The sequence below is a fragment of the Nonomuraea glycinis genome, assembly GCF_014646515.1.
Classification (GTDB): Bacteria; Actinomycetota; Actinomycetes; order Streptosporangiales; family Streptosporangiaceae; genus Nonomuraea; species Nonomuraea glycinis.
In genome coordinates this window covers 134,708-151,890 of the sequence record NZ_BMNK01000005.1, presented here as the reverse complement: position 1 = coordinate 151,890, position 17,183 = coordinate 134,708, and the positions used below count along the sequence as shown (strand labels likewise).

General features: G+C 67.0%; 13 protein-coding genes. 6 read left to right on the top strand and 7 right to left on the bottom strand.

Features of this window, described 5'->3' with window-relative positions; translation table 11 throughout:
* Nucleotides 1-198: 198 nt before the first annotated feature.
* The 3 genes from IEY87_RS16635 to IEY87_RS16625 all read left to right on the top strand — a co-directional run bounded on the left by IEY87_RS16635 (nt 199) and on the right by IEY87_RS16625 (nt 2,641).
* Nucleotides 199-759 (top strand): SMI1/KNR4 family protein, encoded by a 561-nt coding sequence (locus tag IEY87_RS16635; RefSeq protein ID WP_189139575.1) that lies wholly within the window; start codon nt 199-201, stop codon nt 757-759.
* Nucleotides 760-920: 161 nt separating this feature from the next.
* Nucleotides 921-1,442 (top strand): SigE family RNA polymerase sigma factor, encoded by a 522-nt coding sequence (locus IEY87_RS16630; protein ID WP_189139574.1) that lies wholly within the window; start codon nt 921-923, stop codon nt 1,440-1,442.
* A complete protein-coding gene (locus IEY87_RS16625; RefSeq protein WP_189139573.1) occupies nt 1,439-2,641 on the top strand; it encodes a hypothetical protein in 1,203 nt (400 codons plus the stop codon). The genes IEY87_RS16630 and IEY87_RS16625 overlap by 4 nt, the downstream gene beginning before the upstream one ends.
* A gap of 138 nt (nt 2,642-2,779) precedes the next feature.
* Here the strand turns inward: IEY87_RS16625 and IEY87_RS16620 are convergent, their stop codons facing one another.
* Both IEY87_RS16620 and IEY87_RS16615 read right to left on the bottom strand, forming a co-directional pair.
* The gene (locus IEY87_RS16620; protein ID WP_189139572.1) at nt 2,780-3,799 is read right to left on the bottom strand and encodes an MDR family NADP-dependent oxidoreductase; all 1,020 of its coding nucleotides are present in this window, start codon (nt 3,797-3,799) and stop codon (nt 2,780-2,782) included.
* Nucleotides 3,800-3,861: 62 nt separating this feature from the next.
* On the bottom strand, nt 3,862-4,950 hold the full coding sequence (locus IEY87_RS16615) for an aldo/keto reductase (RefSeq protein ID WP_189139571.1): 1,089 nt from the start codon (nt 4,948-4,950) through the stop codon (nt 3,862-3,864).
* Between the two features lie 117 nt (nt 4,951-5,067).
* On the opposite strand from IEY87_RS16615, the gene IEY87_RS16610 reads away from it, so the two are divergent.
* Together IEY87_RS16610 and IEY87_RS46685 are read left to right on the top strand one after the other, a co-directional pair.
* A complete protein-coding gene (locus IEY87_RS16610) occupies nt 5,068-5,901 on the top strand; it encodes a helix-turn-helix transcriptional regulator (protein ID WP_189139570.1) in 834 nt (277 codons plus the stop codon).
* Between the two features lie 743 nt (nt 5,902-6,644).
* Nucleotides 6,645-8,492: a S8 family peptidase gene (locus IEY87_RS46685; RefSeq protein ID WP_189139569.1), complete on the top strand. Its 1,848-nt coding sequence runs from the start codon at nt 6,645-6,647 to the stop codon at nt 8,490-8,492.
* Nucleotides 8,493-9,152: 660 nt separating this feature from the next.
* Here the strand turns inward: IEY87_RS46685 and IEY87_RS16595 are convergent.
* Nucleotides 9,153-9,470 (bottom strand): helix-turn-helix domain-containing protein, encoded by a 318-nt coding sequence (locus IEY87_RS16595; RefSeq protein WP_189139568.1) that lies wholly within the window; start codon nt 9,468-9,470, stop codon nt 9,153-9,155.
* Nucleotides 9,467-9,790, bottom strand: a complete 324-nt coding sequence (locus IEY87_RS16590; RefSeq protein WP_189139567.1) for a type II toxin-antitoxin system RelE/ParE family toxin — start codon at nt 9,788-9,790, stop codon at nt 9,467-9,469. The genes IEY87_RS16595 and IEY87_RS16590 overlap by 4 nt, the downstream gene beginning before the upstream one ends.
* 176 nt (nt 9,791-9,966) lie before the next feature.
* Here IEY87_RS16590 and IEY87_RS47185 point away from each other — a divergent pair, with 176 nt between their 5' ends.
* Nucleotides 9,967-10,755 (top strand): Clp protease N-terminal domain-containing protein, encoded by a 789-nt coding sequence (locus tag IEY87_RS47185; RefSeq protein ID WP_373294352.1) that lies wholly within the window; start codon nt 9,967-9,969, stop codon nt 10,753-10,755.
* Nucleotides 10,756-10,925: 170 nt separating this feature from the next.
* On the opposite strand, the gene IEY87_RS47180 is transcribed toward IEY87_RS47185, so the two are convergent.
* The 3 genes from IEY87_RS47180 to IEY87_RS16570 all read right to left on the bottom strand — a co-directional run bounded on the left by IEY87_RS47180 (nt 10,926) and on the right by IEY87_RS16570 (nt 17,058).
* Nucleotides 10,926-11,366 (bottom strand): bacteriocin fulvocin C-related protein, encoded by a 441-nt coding sequence (locus IEY87_RS47180; RefSeq protein WP_225277093.1) that lies wholly within the window; start codon nt 11,364-11,366, stop codon nt 10,926-10,928.
* Nucleotides 11,367-12,501: 1,135 nt separating this feature from the next.
* On the bottom strand, nt 12,502-13,641 hold the full coding sequence (locus IEY87_RS16575; RefSeq protein ID WP_189139564.1) for an acyl-CoA dehydrogenase family protein: 1,140 nt from the start codon (nt 13,639-13,641) through the stop codon (nt 12,502-12,504).
* Nucleotides 13,642-13,650: 9 nt separating this feature from the next.
* Nucleotides 13,651-17,058: an indolepyruvate ferredoxin oxidoreductase family protein gene (locus IEY87_RS16570; protein WP_225277064.1), complete on the bottom strand. Its 3,408-nt coding sequence runs from the start codon at nt 17,056-17,058 to the stop codon at nt 13,651-13,653.
* Nucleotides 17,059-17,183: the final 125 nt, after the last annotated feature.

Below are 17,183 nucleotides of genomic sequence, written 5' to 3'. Positions count from 1 at the left end.
AGCCCACCGACACCCGGATTCGGAGAACGGCGCTCCTGTGGTCCGGTGCACTGGGTGGCCTGCGGGGATGCTGAGAATCGATAGATGTCATACCTTGATCGTCTCGCGCAAGTCCCACACCGGAAGCTTATCGGGAGGGGTAGCGCCAGCTTTGCTGCTGCACGTGCAGCAGCCACTCGAAACGGGATCTTCTTCACAATGAGCGCCCAGTACGCATGGTCTGAACGCTTCCCTGCAAGGCATCCGGTGACCGAGGGTTCTGATCGCCTGGCGGTCAGTCCACTCGGCGATCTGTATTCTCCGGCTACCGATGCAGAGGTCCGCGAGCTTGAAGAGCGGCTGGGCATGGAGCTGCCGCCGAGTTACCGGCAGTTTCTCCTGTTCGCCAACGGATGGGGCAGCGACGATGACTGCTGTCTGCTGCGCGTCATGGAGGTCGGCTGGCTCCGTGATGTCGATCCTCCGGTGGCCGAGAGCTGGTCAGCACCCAAGCCGGAGAACTCATGGAGCGTGCCCGACGAGCTCTACTTCATGTACGGACAGGAGCAGGACTCCATCCATTACCGAGGGGAGTATGTGCCCGACACCCTTCTGGCCGGATATTGGGATGACGGAGTGGCGCTCCTCAATCCCCACGTCAGAACCGCTGAAGGTGAGTGGGAAGCCTGGTATCTCGCGCCATGGCTGGCTGGCGCCAAGCGTTACAGGTCCTTCTGGGACCTCGCAATGGACGAGCTGAGACTGCGATACCCACGCTGATACCCCTTTTGTCGTTGAGCTTCGCCGTCTCGGGTCCTTCGTGGCCGTGATCATGCGCGTGGGCGTCGCCGCGGTGCGAGAACGCGACACGAAAGTTCCAGCCGGGTGGACCGAACCTTTCGACACGTCACCGGAGTCGGTAACGGTCGAGAGGAGTCGCCTTGGATCGCAATGACAGCTTCCGCGAGTTCGTCGCCGGCCATCAGCAGGCGCTGATGCGCACCGCGTACCTGCTCACGGGAGACGCCCACCAAGCTGAGGACCTGCTGCAGAGCGTCCTGCTCAAGGTGCTCAGACGCTGGTCCAAGCTGTCTCGCGTCGAGCACCCCGAGGCGTACGTGCGCAAGGCGCTGCTGAATCAGCACATCTCGTGGCGGCGGCGCCGGGCCAGGATCGAGCTCCCGACCGCCGACCCGCCCGACCGGCCGTACTCGAGTGAGGACCCCACCATCGTGCGGCTCGTCATGCGCCGGGCTCTCATGCGATTGCCGCCCCGGCAGCGGGCGGTGATCGTTCTGCGCTACTACGAGGACCAGACCGAACGTGAGACGGCTGAGCTGCTGAACTGCTCGATCGGGACGGTGAAGAGCCAGGCCCACTACGCGCTGGCCCGTTTACGCGAACTGGCGCCCGAACTGGCGCCGAAGCTCGCCGACATGGAAGCCGAGGAGGCCTACCGATGACCTGGCTACGGGACGTGCTCGTCGACCTGGCCGACGATTCTCCACAGGTGGACCTGGCCGAACGCACGATCGCGACGCATGACCGCAGGCGGCGTACCGTGATGTCGCAGCTCGCGGCGGCCATGATCGTGGTCATCGCTCTTGGTGTGACGGCCGCCGTCCGGCTGCTGCCGGACGGGCCGCAGGAGGCCGCTGCCCAAGGCGACCTACCGGCACGCGGGGTGGAGCCGCTGAGCCACGCGTACAAGATCTTCTGCAAGCCGAAGAAGGGGAAGGCGCAGGCGCCGTCAGGCTGCCGAGACGGACGCTGGCGGGTGGTCACGCGGAGCGGGAAGGCCTACTACGTCACCGAAGCGCTGCCCAGCCTCAGCCCCGGACGTAGCGGACTGCGGGACAGCCCACTGGCGATCAGCCGGGACGGCCGGAAGATCGCCTACTACAGTGCCAAGGAAAGGACCTTCCAGGTCCGCGACCTGGCCTCGGGCGAGAAGACGACGGCCGCCGACAAGGTGCCGGAGGGCTGGCTGGGCAGTGTCTCGCGTCTGATGCTGTCGGACGACGGCCGGTTCGTGGCTTTCAGCAAGGTCCCGGACTTCAAGGACCCCGCTCTGCTCATCGACATGCGCGCCAGAGTCGTCCGCGAGTTGCCGAACCGTTGGGTCCCCATCGGCCTGTCACAGGACGGCGCCACCATCACGCTCGCGCAATACTCGCCCAATTCGCAGCTGCGAACGATCACGAACCTGTGGCCGTCCTCCTCAGCGGGCAACTCCACGTCGATCATCCTGCCGAAGCGCTACGACTTCAGCCCGCTCGCCCCTGACGGGAAGACCGTCGCGGTGATCGAGAACCGCAGCACCGCCGAGAAGCCCTGCCGCCATGGCGACCTCGCCCTCATGGACACGCTCACCGGCAAGAAGCGGAAGGCGACCGCCATCAGCGGCTTGCCCCCCGACGTCTCCCAGATCTCGCTGCGCACCTGGCTCAGCGGCGACGAGGTCACCGCTCTCACCACATCCGTGCGGTGCAGACCGAGCTCCGAGGTGCCGGACGACGAGCCCGCGGTGGTCGACCCGCCGTACCAGGCCATGACCGCCTACGCGCTGAACGTCAGGACCGGCAAGGCCAGGAAGCTCGCCACGTACAAGGCGCAGGACTTCTTCGGCATCGTCCTACCTGGGCCCCCCGGAGCGCTCTGACCTCAGGTCTCATGCTGCGGCAAGTATTTCGCCTTCAGCCGGATCCGAACGTCCACGTCACCATTGAGTGGGTGTTGATCCTCCCAGCTCAAAGGGACTTTTCTTATGTGAACGATCAGGTGTCATCGTGAATCTCGCCTATGCGGTGAGCCTCACGATGACGTTGCCGCGGTGGACACCAGCGAGGAGCTCGTCCTGCGCGGTGATGACGCGCTGGAGGGTGCCTTCGAGGAGGGTGTGCGCGAACCTGATCCGGCCTTCGGCGTACCACTGGGCGTAGTGGGTGTTCCAGGCCTGGACCTGGTCGGGGGTGTGCCTGGTGGTGAAGGGGCGGATCTGCACCTCGTGGACGATCGCGGTCATGATGTCGAGGCGGGGGTGCCCGCCGTCGCCGCCGCTGACCTGTCCGGCGAGGGTGCCGCACAGCGCGAAGCGGGCGCCGAACGCCGCGTGTCGGAGTGCCGCTTCGAACTGGGGGCCGCCGATGGTGTCGAAGAAGGCGGTGATGCCGTCGGGGGCGAGCTCGGTGAGCCGGTCGTCGAGGTCGTCGTTGCGATAGTCGATGGCGGCATCGAGGCCGAGCTCTTCGACGAGGTAGCGGGTCTTCTCGGGGCCGCCGGCGATGCCGATGACGTACGCGGCGCCACGTGCCTTGGCGATCTGCGCGGCCATCGACCCGACGCCGCCGGCGGCTCCGCTGACGAGGACGACGTCACCGTCGCCGACGCCGGCGATGTCCACGATGCCGTGGTAGGCGGGCACTCCCTGGTTGAGTAGGTACTCGGGGCCGGGGAAGACGCCGTCGGGCACGGGGAACGCCTCGCCCGGCCCCAGGATGCTCTCCTCGCGCCAGCCCGACATGTGCAACACGACGGTTCCCACCGGCAGGTCGTCGGCGCGTGACTCGACGACCGTGCCGATCGCGGTGCCGTAGACCGGCTCGCCGACCCGGAAGACGGGCACCGGGATTTGAGTGGTCTCGAACATCAGGTCGCCGCTCGCCGCGATCACCTGCTGGTACAGGTTCCGCACCCGGACCTGGCCGGCGGCCGGCTCCTGCGGAGGGAGCGTGACCACCTCGAGCAGTGAGCTGGGCGGCTGAGTCAGATCCCTGCGATGCTCGCGCAGGACGACGGCGTATGGTCCCTGGACAGTCATGATGGAAGCCTCTCGGTCGGTCATGGTCGGGCCTGAGCCCATGGCAGAGCGACAGGGCGAGCTCAGAGCTGGGTTTCGCCGCAGCTGCGGGTTTCGATCTTCATATCGCCTGTGGTGACCGCGCGGATGTGGTCGCTGGCGAGCAGGCCGTGTGGAATGCCGAGGTCGATGGCGCTGACCTCGCCGAGGCGGGCCAGTTGGGAAGGAGTGAGGTCGACCTGCAGGGCGCCCAGGTTGTCTTCCAGTTGCGCGATAGTGCGGGCGCCGATGATGGGTGCCGTCACGCCCGGGGCGTTCAGGGTCCAGGCCAGTGCGACCTGGGCGGGTGTGTGGCCCAGTTCCGAGGCCACCTCCTTCACCACATCAGCGATGGCAAGGGTCCGTTCGGTGACCATTCCCAGGGCGGCGTTGAGGCTCTTGCGGCTGCTGGCGGTTTCGCCGGCGACGGGGCCCGTCGGGTTCAGGTCCTCCCGGCTGTACTTGCCGGTGAGTACCCCGCCGCCCAGCGGGGAGAAGGAGACCACGCCCAGTCCCATCTCGCGTGCCATGGGGATCAGGTCACGCTCCCCGGTACGCTCGATCAGGCTGTACTCGATCTCCAGTGCGACCAGCGGCGACCAGCCGCGCAGGTCGGCGATCGTCTGCATGCGCGACACCTGCCAGGCCGGGGCGCTGGAGATCGCCACGTACAGAACCTTGCCCTGCCTCACCAGGTCGTCCAGGCCGCGCAGGATCTCCTCCACCGGCGTCCTGAAGTCCCATACGTTCAGATAGAGCAGATCGATGTAGTCCGTGTTCAGCTGCCGCAGACTGGACTCCACCGACGCCAGCATGCTCTTGCGGTGCGTACCCCCAGAATTAGGGTCACCGGGCCGGCGCAGCGTCGAGTACTTCGTCGCCAGCACCAGTCTGTCGCGGTCGGTGCGGGTGAACTCGCCCAGCAGCCGCTCGGAACTGCCGTTGGTGTAGGTGCTGGCGGTGTCGAAGAAGTTGCCGCCGAGCTCGGTGTAACGGTCGAACAGCATGCGCGCCTCCTCGCGCTCGGCGCCCCAGCCCCACTCGGTGCCGAAGGTCGCCGCGCCCAGCGCCAGCGGTGAGACCCGCAGCCCGGAACGGCCCAGCAGCCGGTAGGTGTCGAGGGTCAGCGACATCGTGTTCTCCCGTGTTCGTGTTCCAACGTCGGCCACCAGCCTGCGACCGCCAGCAGCCATGGGTAAGGGAAGACGCTTCCTGGGAACACCACTCCTACCCAGCCTGTTGGACAGGCCATGACGACCCGCACCGTGGACCCGGCCCAGGAACTGGCTGCGTTCCTGCGTACTCGACGCGAGCGCCTCGACCCGCGTGACGTCGGTCTGCCCGTGCGCCGTCAGGCCCGGCGCACTCCCGGACTGCGCCGCGAAGAGGTCGCCGAACTGGCCGGGATCAGCATCGACTACGTTGTGCGGCTGGAACAGGCCCGCCCGCTGCGGCCCTCGACCGACGTGGTCGAAGCGCTGGCCCGCGCCCTGCGCCTGACCTCTGACGAACGCACCTACCTCTACGACCTCACCCGGCAACGCCCCCGCACCACCGCCAAGCCCTCCACCACGGCGGCACCGCCGCTGGCCGGGCTGGTCACCGACCTGTCCCCGCTGCCGGCCATGGTGCTGAACCACCGGTACGACATCCTGGCCTGGAATCCCGAAATGGGGAGGCTGCTCATCGATTTCGACACCCTGCCGCCCCAGCAGCGCAACTCGATGTGGCTGTGTCTGATCCATCCGGAAACACGCGAGTACTACGTCGACCGCGAACGCGTCGTGCGGGAGGGAATCGCCTACCTGCGCGCCGCGTGGGCCGCGTATCCGGAGGACCAGGTCCTGAACGAACTCATCTCCCTGTGCATCACGCACAACGAGCAGTTCGCACGCTTGTGGGCCCAGCGCGACGTCAAAATCAACGGCCGCGGACACAAGGTGATACGACATCCCGACGCCGGAGAAATCGCAGTCCACTTCGAAGTACTCATGCCACTTCAAGACCCCGACCAGCGCCTGATAATCTGCCGCGCCGCGGACGACGACAGCCGAGCAGCAATGGACCGGCTGCACACACGGTGATAGTGCTGACACGCCTCCGGTGCGGGCCTGACGCCCGATTTGGAGGCGCTGATGTTGCTGTACCTGCTGCCGTACACAACTCCCCGGCTAACGACCTACCTTGGTCATTCCGAGGACGCGTGAACTGCTACCGCAGGATTTCTCGGTCTCTTAGGCAATGGCTGCGATGTCCCCATCGTCGAAGTAGATCGACTGATGGAGCTGACCGCCGAGTGCAGTGGCGTACCGGGCAAAAACGTCCTGTCCGGAGATCTTGCCTTCACCCCCCAGCTCGACAGCGACCACCTCCAACGCTGCAGCCAGACTCCACATCCGGATACAGCTCAGAGTCGCTGATCACATGACCGGTCTGGCGGAAAGTGGACAGAACGTCCTGACGGCCAAGGGGGAGTATTCGCGGCCGACGGCTCGTCCAGCGATCCACCGCCTGAGGCTCAGGCAGACGTGGACTCCGCCACCCAGCCGGCATCCCTCCTGCTCGGCCCCATCGACCTCCTCGCGCTCACGTCCGGGCGGCGAGCAGCCGGTCGGCGCGGTGCGGGCTTGGTTGCGGACGTTCGAAAATTCGTATAACGGTGCCACTTCATTCTCGTCGACACTGGTGATCGCTGGCTACTCTTGACCTTCGATCACCGTACATGAGGACTTTTCGGATTCTTCCGGCTTCCTCAGCCGTCCAGCTCGGGACGGTTCGCTCCCCCGGAGGACCAGTGAGACCACGGTCTTTACTTGCGGGCACCGCTGTGCTCGTCATCACCGCGACGGCCATGCTCGCCGTCGGGTCACCAGCTCAAGCCGCCCTCGATGACCCCGCCGTGGCCAAGGACCTCGCAGCCGAGGTGCGGCAGGGTGAGAAGGTGCGCGCGATCATCGAGCTCGAGCGTGGCCAGAACCTGGCGGACGTGGCCAAGACCGCCGAAGCGGCCTCGAGCAAGACCAAGGTCATCAGCAAGGCCGGCTCCGACGGGTTCATCGTCGCCACCGTGGACAAGCCGACCCTCGCCGAGCTCAGGACCGACAGCCGGGTCAAGGCCATCTACAAGGACGAGGTGAGCAAGCCGACGCTCGACGTCAGCACCAGACTGATCGGATCGGACAGGGCCAACCGGATGGGCTGGACCGGCCAGGGATCCACCATCGCCATCCTCGACACTGGCATCGACCGGGATCACCCGTTCTTCGCCGGCCGGATCGTGGCCGAGGCCTGCTTCTCCAGCTCCGACCCGGACCCGTACTACCTGGGCGAGGTGGTGTGCCCCAACGGCCAGCCGTCCCAGATCGGCGCCGGCGCGGCCGACGCCGAGACGGCGAAGTGCGTCGTGAACGGCGTGAACAAGTGCTACCACGGCAGCCACGTCGCCGGCATCGCGGCCGGGAAGAAGGCCGGAACCGCGCCCTCCAACGGTGTCGCGCCCGGAGCGGGCATCCTGCCGATCCAGGTGTCCACCCGCTTCAACGGCACCATCTGCGAGCAGCAGGAGCTTCCCGCGCCCTGCATCCTCAGCTTCACCTCCGACCAGATGCGCGCGCTGCAACATGTCGAAGAGGTGCGCGCGGGGCTGAACGTCGTGGCGATCAACATGAGCATCGGCGGCGGTCCGAGGTACCAGGTCCACTGTGACGGCGCTCCTCTCGAGGCGGAGATCCTCCGGCTCAAGAGCGCCGGCGTGGCCACCGTCATCTCCTCGGGCAACGACGGGCACGACAACGGCATCGTTCGCCCCGCCTGCATCTCCGCGGCGGTCGCCGTCGGCGCGACCGACGACCACGACGCCCCCGCTGCGTTCAGCAACCGCGGCCCCCTGATCGACCTGTTCGCGCCCGGCGTGGCCATCAACTCCGCCCTGACCGGCAACACCTTCGGCGTCCTGAACGGCACCTCCATGGCCGCCCCCCACGTCGCGGGAGCCCTGGCACTGCTCCGGCAGGCCTACCCGGACCTGACAGGCGACCAGCTCGTCGAGAAGCTGCGGACCACCGGCAAGAGCATCGCCTACGCCAGCGGCGACACCACGGTGACCACCAAGCGCATCGACCTTCTCGCCGCCCTCCCGCCCGTGCCGACCGCCTCTCCTAGGCCGACCGGCACCCCGGCCACGACCCCGGCGGCCACCCCCACTCCGACTCCGACTCCGACCCGGACGCACCGGCCGGATGAACGCTTCGACCCCCAGCCTGTCCCGGACACCTGCAAGCGGGGCAAGGCCACCAAGCCGCTGACCGCCAAGCAGTGGGCCACCGAGATGCACCGCAAGAAGGGGTCGCTCAGCGACAAGACCCTGCTGTGCTACCTGTCGCTCGCGCAGAACGGCAGCAAGGTCTTCCCCGAGCTGACCAACGCCGGTTCGCTCGGCAAGGCGTACAAGGTCCTCGCTCCCAAGAGCAAGACCGCCAAAGCTCTGCTCGACCGTGAACTGCTGGCCGCCTGGCTGAACTACACCCACGGCGTGCACAACGGTTCGACCAAGATCCACGGCAGCATCACGCTCGCCAAGGCCATCGGCCTCGCCGAGAGGCGCCGCACGACCAACGGCACCTCCGCCCAGCTCAGAAAGAGCGCTGGTTATCTATACAAGCACGCCAACAAGTGATCAGGTACGCGTAGTACCGCGACAGCCGGCCGCGCGCATGCCGGTGAGGACACGGAGGACCCTGGGCAGTTGCCCGGGGTCCTTTGTCGGCTGCGCCCGGTACTGGCGACCTGCGCGCCGCCAGGCGCGCCCCAGGAAGGCAGCCCGAGCGTAGCGAGGCCCTTTGTGTCGGGGTGGGCAGCAGACGGCCCACCCCTCAGACGGTCAGCGGGTGGGCGCGGACCGAAGAAGGTCAGCGGGCCAAATGCCTGCTGATGACCAGGCGCTGGATCTGGTTCGTGCCCTCGAAGATCTGCATGATCTCCGACCCGTGATCTAGTGACCTGCAAGGACAGCTCGACCATGCGGCTGAGCACCGGCTACGCCTGCGGACGTCTCGCACCACTTCTCGCTGGTTCCCGCGCTCCCACGGAACAGCGACGGAACAGGGCAGAGCGTGAAGGCGGTCTGCCCGGACCCTTGATGAGCGCCTGCTTGCAAACGGGAGCCGGTCTCCCCGTAGAGAGGCCTTCGTCCTGGTCAGGCGGCAGGTACGAGCTCACGCAAGTCGATGTTGCTGTACCTGCTGCTGCACACAACTCCCCGGCTAACGACCTACCTTGGTCATTCCGAGGACGCGTGAACTGCTACCGCAGGATTTCTCGGTCTCTCGCCCACATCTCAGGCAATGGCTGCGATGTCCCCATCGTCGAAGTAGATCGACTGATGGAGCTGACCGCCGAGTGCAGTGGCGTACCGGGCGAGAACGTCCTGTCCGGAGATCTTGCCTTGCTCGATCTGCGAAACGCGGCCCTTGGTGACCCCCATGCGCTGTGCGATGTCCTGCTGGGTCATCCCCCGACTACGGCGAATCTCGGCAAGCCGGTGTCCTTGCACCTTGGCGAGGAGTTCTTGCTTGCCCGCTTCCACGACTTCCTCGCCGCCGGCACGTTCGACGTGCTCAGCACGGATGTCCTTCCAGCGCGCATAATTCGTCACGATCCGCCCTCCTCCGCCTGCCGTTCCTTCATGTAGACCTCGTAGCGCTGCTCGGCGATCGGGATGGCCTGCCTGTACCAGGCGTTCCACCGCCCGGCCTTATCACCCGCGACCAGCAGGATGCTGGATCGCCACGGATCGAAGGCAAACAAGATCCGCACCGTCCCCGGCCGCAGCTCCCTCAAGTTCTGCAGACGTGAAGCGGTGATCGTATCGACCAGCGGCCGCCCCAGACCTGGCCCTCCTTGAGCAAGCAGATCGATCGCTTGCACGGTGACCGCGCGGCGTTGACTGCCCCAGTCCCATCCGACGGTGTGCATGGTGTGGCTCGTTCCGCTGCAGGTCACCCCGGGGGTTCGGTGAGGACGTCTGCCGGAAGCTCATTACTGCGGCCCTCAAGCGGGGGCTATTTCCTGATGCCGATCTCAACGCCCTCGTCCCAGCGGGGCCGGCGCCACTGCACGCGAGCCGTCAAGCGGCGATCCGATCGCAGGCCATGCACCCGCCGGGCCGAGAGGTGACAACCCTCACGAGGGCTGCCTACCCAGGATCTCTTAATGAGCCGATCGCCCAGGCCATATACAGCGAGAACCGAAGTGAGCGATCGTCACGTCCGTCACCGAGCACTTCGTTACGACTCGAGCGGAGACTGTGGCCCTCCATTCTCATCCCGCAGACCTTGACAGAGCAACTTCTCGAGTGGTTTTACTGGTACAAGCGGCATGCAGATGTGATCCTGGACGTACCATGCCAGAAAGGCTGCGGCTTCTTGCCGGCCCCACTCTCGGAGGAGCGCTTTATGTGGCGGAGAAGAATTTCAAATAAGCCTCTGGAAGAGGTTCTCACTGAGCGCGCGACGCACGCCCTCGACGTGGCCAAGCAGAAGGCTGCAGCCGATGGCATGGAGGCAGCTAGCGCCGATCACATAATGCATGGCCTCATTCACCTCAACGCAGGTGTGGGCGTCCATGCACTCCGGTCCCTAGGGGCGAGCCTTGATGCGCTTAGTAGAAGCATCGAACGATCGAGAGGCGACAATCCTGCCGAACCCTCGCAGGCCATATCGTTCGATCATCGGGCCCAGGAAGTGATACGGCTTGCACGCCTTGAGGCGTCCGACTTGGGGCACCGTTATGTCGGCACAGAACACATTGTGCTAGGACTCCTTAGAGAGAATCGATCTCTCACGGCAGCGCAGCTACACAGCCAAGGCATAGAGCTTGCTAGAGTTCGGCAGCACATCCTCGGAGTGCTGCGTGGACCTAAACCAGCGAACTGGGCATAGCTCCATAAACTCAAACCATCACCGGCGGCGCTGCTGACTAGCGCTGCGGAAGGATAGACGTTCTTTTCAGTTCCATCGACGATTAATCGAGAGTGATGCGGACGTCACTCATTGTGGCTGACAGACTCCCTGGCTGTCAGCCACAATGAAGACCACTGCCCTGTTGCGTATTACGTACACATGCCATCGCATGGGTACCGGTAAAGGGTGCCACATCCGCTCCATGAGGCAGTGCAGCTTGGCAGGGCGCTACATGGCCATATAACACCACACCAGTTGCTCTGCACGGAACATTCGCAGTCGACTAGCAGGGCCTGCGCCTGGCTGGTCGGCTCTACAGGTCCCAGCGTGGCCAGCAGGGCTCCCGCCTCATCCCGGCCGAAGGCCTCGATTGCTTCCTGCTTCAAGGTCTCGTCGTCCTTCTCCGTTCGAGTCGAACTCTTACCGAACACGGATGTGTCCTTAGCAAGGGCCTCGAGGTGGCCGAGGATTTTCTGCTGCTTCGCCGAGAGGTTTGGATGAGCAAGGCGATACTGCGCGAAGTGTTCGCTCCAGAGTTGGGCTCGAGCGGACTGATCGAGTTCTGCATATATAGCTCGGCGATAAGCCATGCTGTGCTTCGAGAATTCCGGATACGCCGCAGGAAGGCGATCCTTATTGGCCGCTACCCATGCGCGAGCCCTGCCAGGCTCATCAGCCAGCGCAGGAGCCTTCCCCGTCAGAATGATACCCATGGCGATCCCGACTCCAGCACCCACTCTAAGGAAGCGCCTTCGACCAACTGCATCGGCAGCCGACTCCGGGGCCGTTGCCGAAGCCCGACTCAACTCACCTAGCGCACGGAAGAGCTTGAATGCGGCCTTGGGGCCGAGGCGGCCGAGCAAACGTAGGCCCATCGACGGGCCGGTCCAAGCACGAACGCCGTTGTCAGTGACGTGGACGAGCGTCGGAGCCCAAGGAGCTTCCTGGCCGAGGGACTCCTGCCGCCATTGGTGTACATCCGGATGAGCTAATGGGAGCACTTCGAGCTTCTCACCAGCTGCATCCTTTGCAATTTCAGCTATTTCGGCACACCTCCCGCAGGAAGCGTCGAAGCCAACGATCCAGCGCCCACTAGACTGCATGATGGATTGCCCTCCTCGGTCACGGCAGAGCCGTACTAATGCTCGCTGAAAGCTCTCTTTCGGCTTGCCGCTCAGCGACCGCCACGGAAAGCCACTAAGGAGGATGATCTATAAGTTTTCAGGGAAGGTCAAGATAATGAAGCCAATATTTTACAAGAGCGCTCTATAGCCATTTGGTAATTCAACATTCCATTATGGGATCCAGTTGCATCCACTTAAGGCCCGGCGTAAGATCGCGCGCTGCGGCGCTGGCCGCGACCGGCCGGAGAGCCGCAGCGCGGCCAGCGACCGCCGACGCGCGGCGGGCCGCGGAGCGGACCGCCTTTAATGACGTGGAGATAAGTTGCTTTCTGGCCTGGCCGTTGCTGTGTGTGTTGTCCCGGGACATGCTTGACGGATGAGTCCCAGGACATGGGCGACAGGTGCTGTCATCGGCCAGTCGGCGATAGGAACAACCCGGGTAGAGGTGCCTCCTTAACGAACCCGCCCACGAAGACCGTCGCGCGCCCCCAGGCGCGCCCCAGGAAGACAGCCCGAGCGTAGCGAGGCCCTTTGAAAGCGGGGTGGGCAGCAGACGGCCCACCCCTCAGATGGTCAGCGGGTGGGTGCGGACCGAAGAAGGTCAGCGGGCCAGATGCCTGCTGATGACCAGGCGCTGGATCTGGTTCGTGCCCTCGAAGATTTGCATGATCTTCGCCTCGCGCATGTACCGCTCGACCCGGAACTCCCGCGTGTACCCGTACCCCCCGAAGACCTGCACCGCGTCCGTCGTCACCTTCATCGCGGTGTCCGTCGCCACCAGCTTCGCGACGCTGGCCTGCCGGCTGTACGGCAACCCCGCATCCCGCCGTCGAGCCGCGTCCAGGTAGGTGGCCCGAGCGCTGTCCACCCCAGCCGCCATGTCAGCCAGCAGGAACCCAAGCCCTTGATGGTCGATGATCTTCTTCCCGAAGGTCTGCCGCTCCTTGGCATAGGCAACGGCCTCGTCCAAAGCAGCCTGAGCCAACCCGGTAGCACAAGCAGCGATCCCCAACCGCCCGGAGTCCAGGGCGCTGAAGGCGATCTGCAGCCCCTGCCCCTCCTCCCCCAGCAGCCGATCGTCCTCCAGCATCACCCCGTCGTAATGGGCTGAGGTGGTGGGCACCCCGTGCAGCCCCATCTTCTCCTCAGGCCGCCCAAAGGTCAGCCCGTCAGCCGCCCCAGGCCCCAGAAAACAGGAGATCCCCCGACTCCCCTCCCCAGTCCGGACGAACAGCGCATAGAAGTCAGCCTTACCCCCATGGGTGATCCACGCCTTGTTCCCCGTGACGCGATACCCGCCCTCGACCTTGGAAGCCTTGCAGGTCAGCGCAGCCGCGTCCGACCCGGCCTGCGGCTCCGACAAGCTGTACCCCCCGACCAGCTCCCCCGCCAGCATCCGAGGCAGCCACCGCTCCCGCTGCGCAGCGCTCCCATACGTGGCCACCGGAAAACAGGCCAGCGTATGCACACTGGTGGCCACCGCCACGGCCGCCCACCGCGCCGCCAGCTCCTCGATCACCTGCAGATACACCTCGTACGGCTGCCCACCCCCACCGAACTCCTCCGGATAAGGCAGCCCGAGCAACCCAGCCTCCCCCAAGGTCGCGAACAACCCTTCGGGGTAGGTCTCGGCCTTCTCATGCTCATCGACCCGCCGCCCGAGCTCCTTGTCGGCGATCTCACGGGTCAGCTCGATCAGGTCTGCGGCGTCCTGGCCGGGCAGCAGGCGGTCAACGGTCACGGTCACTCCTCACAGGGCGGGGTGCGCGGCGGGCTCGTCCAACCGGGCCAGCTCGGCCCGGCACTGCTCACGCCACTCGGCGACACGAGCCAGCTTGATGTCCTCGTACCCACGGATCATCTCCGGCAGCGCGGCGAGCGAGACGACCGCCTCTGCGGTACCGGGAGTTAGCCGGACAAGTGCGTCACGCATCAACTCACGATATTCGGTGATCAGCGCACGTTCGACCCGCCGTACCCCCGCGTACCCGAACACATCGAGCGCGGTGCCGCGCAGCACCCGAGCCGCGCGCAAGCCCCGGAAGAGCACCCCGGCCGACCGCCGCAGCTTGATCTTGCGCTTCATCCCCAGGACCCGCAGCGCCGGCGGGTGCAGCAGCACCGACACCACGGCGTCCGCGCCGAACTCCCGCTCCCGCACGGCCTTCTCCCGCGGGTCCAGGTGCAGCCGCGCGACTTCGTACTCGTCCTTGTACGCCATCAGCCGGTGCAGGCTCCTGGCGTAGGCGAGCGCGATCCGCTCCCCGTCCTCCTGGCCGGCGCGCGCGGTGGCGAGCGCCGTCACGTGGCTCACTTCCTCAGCGTACGTACGCGCGTAGGCAGCGTTCTGATAGCCGGTCAGGTCGGCGACGCGCAGGGCCACCGCCTCCTCCAGCCCGACGGCCGGTTCGGTGAAGGCGGGCTCCGGGGCCACGGCGGCGAGCACGGCCGCGAGGTCCACCACGGCGGCGCGGCCCCAGCGGAAGGCGGCGAGGTTCCGTTCGACGGCGGCCTGGTTGAGCCGGATCGCCCGCTCGATGGCGTCGGCCGAGATCGGCAGGCAGCCGTGCTGGTAGGCGGCGCCGATGAGCAGCATGTTGGCGGGCATGTGGTCGGCGAACAGCGCCTCGGACAGGCCGTGGGCGTCGAGGTAGAGATTCTCGCCGGGCCGGGTGGCGGACTCGACCCGGACGATCGCGTCGGCGGGCGAGCCGGGCAGGGTGGCGCGGCCGGTCACCATCGCGGCGGTGGGCACGATCGAGGTGTTGACCACGGCGACGGTACGGCCGGGCGAGGCGACGGCCAGGTTCCCGTCAGCGGCGGCCCCCAGCACGTCGAACCCGATGAGCACGTCGGCGGTGCCCCGCGAGGCCCGCACCGAGCCCTCGACCGGCCGCCGCGAGACGCGCACGTCGCTGACCACCGGCCCGCCCTTCTGCGCGAGCCCGGTCTGCTCCAGCCCGGCCGCGTGCAGGCCGTCGAGGTGGGCGGCCATCTGCAGGATCTGCGAGACGGTGACGACGCCGGTGCCGCCGATGCCGGGCATCCTGATGAGCACCGACTCGCCGCCGACCCGGCCGACCGGCTCGGGCAGCTCCACGGGCAGCTCGGGCACCGGCCGCGCCTGGCGGGTGCCGGGCTCGACGAGCAGGAACGACGGGCAGTCGCCCTTGAGGCAGCTCAGGTCGGTGTTGCAGGACGCCTGGTGGATGCGGGTCTTGCGGCCGTACTCCGTCTCCACCGGCTGCACCGACAGGCACGTGGACTTCTCCCCGCAGTCGCCGCACCCTTCGCAGACCCGCTCGTTCACCACGACCTTGGCCACCGGCGTGGGCAGTTTGCCGCGCTTGCGCAGCCGCCGCTCCTCGGCGGCGCACCGGTCGTCGTGGATGAGCACGGTGACGCCGTCCAGCGCGGCGAGGTCCCGCTCGACCTCGGCGAGGTCGTCGCGGTGCCGCACGGTGGCGATCCCCGCGAGCCGGACCCCCCGGTACGTCTCGGGCTCGGGACTGGTGACGACGATGCGCCGTACGCCCTCGACCTCCAGGGCTCGCGTGAGCGCGGGCACGTCCAGGCGGCCCTCGGCGCGCTGCCCGCCGGTCATGGCGACCGCGTCGTTGTAGAGCAGTTTGTACGTGATCCGCACGCCGGCGGCGACGGCGGCCCGGATGGCGAGGGAGCCGGAGTGGTGGAAGGTGCCGTCGCCGAGGTTCTGCACGAAGTGGCGGTCGTCGGTGAAGTCCGCCAGGCCGATCCACTGGGCTCCTTCGCCGCCCATCTGGGTGATGCCGATCTGGTTGCCGCGCCCGCCGCCGTCCAGCGCGATCATCGCGTGGCAGCCGATCCCGACGCCGACCAGCGTGCTGTCGTCGGCGCGGGTGGAGGCGTTGTGCGGGCAGCCGGAGCAGAAGTACGGGGTCCGCGCCGCGACCATCGGCAGCATGCGCCGGGCGGGCTTTACGGGTGCCAGGTGGACGGCTTGGCGGGGCAGCCGGTCGGCGCCGACGCAGGTGGCCAGCGCCTTGGCCACGTCCTCGGCGCCGAGGGTGCCGCGGGCGGTGAGCAGCTCGCGGCCGGTCACGGCGGGGGTGTGCGCGCGGCCGTACAGTGCCTGCTTGAGCTGCCCTTCCAGGAACGGCACCTTGTCCTCCACGACGAGCACCCGCTCCAGGTCGCCGGTCATGGCGGCCAGCTCGGCGGGGTCGAGCGGGAAGGGCATGGCGAGCTTGATCAGCCGTAGCCCGAGCGCGTCCATCGCGGCCTCGTCCACACCGAGGTCGGCCAGCGCCCGCTGGACCACGGCGAAGCCGGTGCCGGAGGCGAGGATGCCCAGGGTGGCGTCCGGCGCGGTGGAGACCACTCGGTTGAGCCCGTGCGCGCGGGCGTAGGCGCGGGCCAGGTCGAGCCTGCGGGTGAGCATGTCGTGCTCGGCGTCCAGCGAGGCCGGGCCGACCAGGGCCGGAGCGGTGCCACGGTCGGCGTGATCGGGGGCCGGGACGCCGTCGGACAGCCGGCCGAGGTCCACGGTGGCGGACGCGTCGGCGATGTCCGCGACGATCTTCAGAGCGGTCCACAGGCCGGTGGCGCGGGACAGGGCGACGGCGTGCAGCCCGTACTCGATGATCTCCGCGATCGAGCCGGGCGCCAGCAGCGGCATGGACAGGCTCTGCACCATCGGCTCGCAGGAGCTCGGCACGGTGGAGGACTTGCTGCCGGGGTCGTCGCCGATCCAGGCCACGGCGCCGCCGAGCGCGGCGGTGCCGGCCACGTTGCCGTGCCGGATGGCGTCGGCGGCCCGGTCGAGGCCCGGGTTCTTGCCGTACCAGAAGCCGGTCACGCCCTGGTGGCGTTTGCCGGGGAGCCGGTCGAGCAGCTGGGTGCCGGCCACGGCGGTGGCGGCGAGCTCCTCGTTCAGGCCGGCGCGGAAGACCACGCCCGCCGGGTCGAGGAAGCGCGCGGCCCGGCCCATCTCCATGTCGACCCCGCCCAGCGGGGAGCCCTGGTAGCCGGTGACGAGGACGCGGGTGTCGAGTCCGCGTCGCTCGTCGAGGCGGCGCTGTTCCAAGGTCAGGCGGACCAGGGCCTGGATGCCGGACATCAGCACGCGGCCGCCGGTGGCGGTGTACCTGTCGTCCAGCGACACGGGTGTCGTGCTCACGCCGGAACCTCCTGGGCTTCGTGGTGTGAGCCATAGCACAGCAACGCGGACGGGGCTGCGCAAGTATCCGACGACCGGATCGGACAAAGACGCAAAAAGTTATAGTTCCTGCTAGAGATGGCCTG

Bases quoted from the DNA above. Each gene is read 5' to 3' on its own strand.
- IEY87_RS16610 (WP_189139570.1), top strand. From the start codon at position 5,068: ATGACGACCCGCACCGTGGACCCGGCCCAGGAACTGGCTGCGTTCCTG.
- IEY87_RS16635 (WP_189139575.1), top strand. From the start codon at position 199: ATGAGCGCCCAGTACGCATGGTCTGAACGCTTCCCTGCAAGGCATCCG.
- IEY87_RS16590 (WP_189139567.1), bottom strand. From the start codon at position 9,790: ATGCACACCGTCGGATGGGACTGGGGCAGTCAACGCCGCGCGGTCACC.
- IEY87_RS47180 (WP_225277093.1), bottom strand. From the start codon at position 11,366: ATGGCTTATCGCCGAGCTATATATGCAGAACTCGATCAGTCCGCTCGA.
- IEY87_RS16615 (WP_189139571.1), bottom strand. From the start codon at position 4,950: ATGTCGCTGACCCTCGACACCTACCGGCTGCTGGGCCGTTCCGGGCTG.
- IEY87_RS16625 (WP_189139573.1), top strand. From the start codon at position 1,439: ATGACCTGGCTACGGGACGTGCTCGTCGACCTGGCCGACGATTCTCCA.
- IEY87_RS16620 (WP_189139572.1), bottom strand. From the start codon at position 3,799: ATGACTGTCCAGGGACCATACGCCGTCGTCCTGCGCGAGCATCGCAGG.
- IEY87_RS47185 (WP_373294352.1), top strand. From the start codon at position 9,967: ATGCACCCGCCGGGCCGAGAGGTGACAACCCTCACGAGGGCTGCCTAC.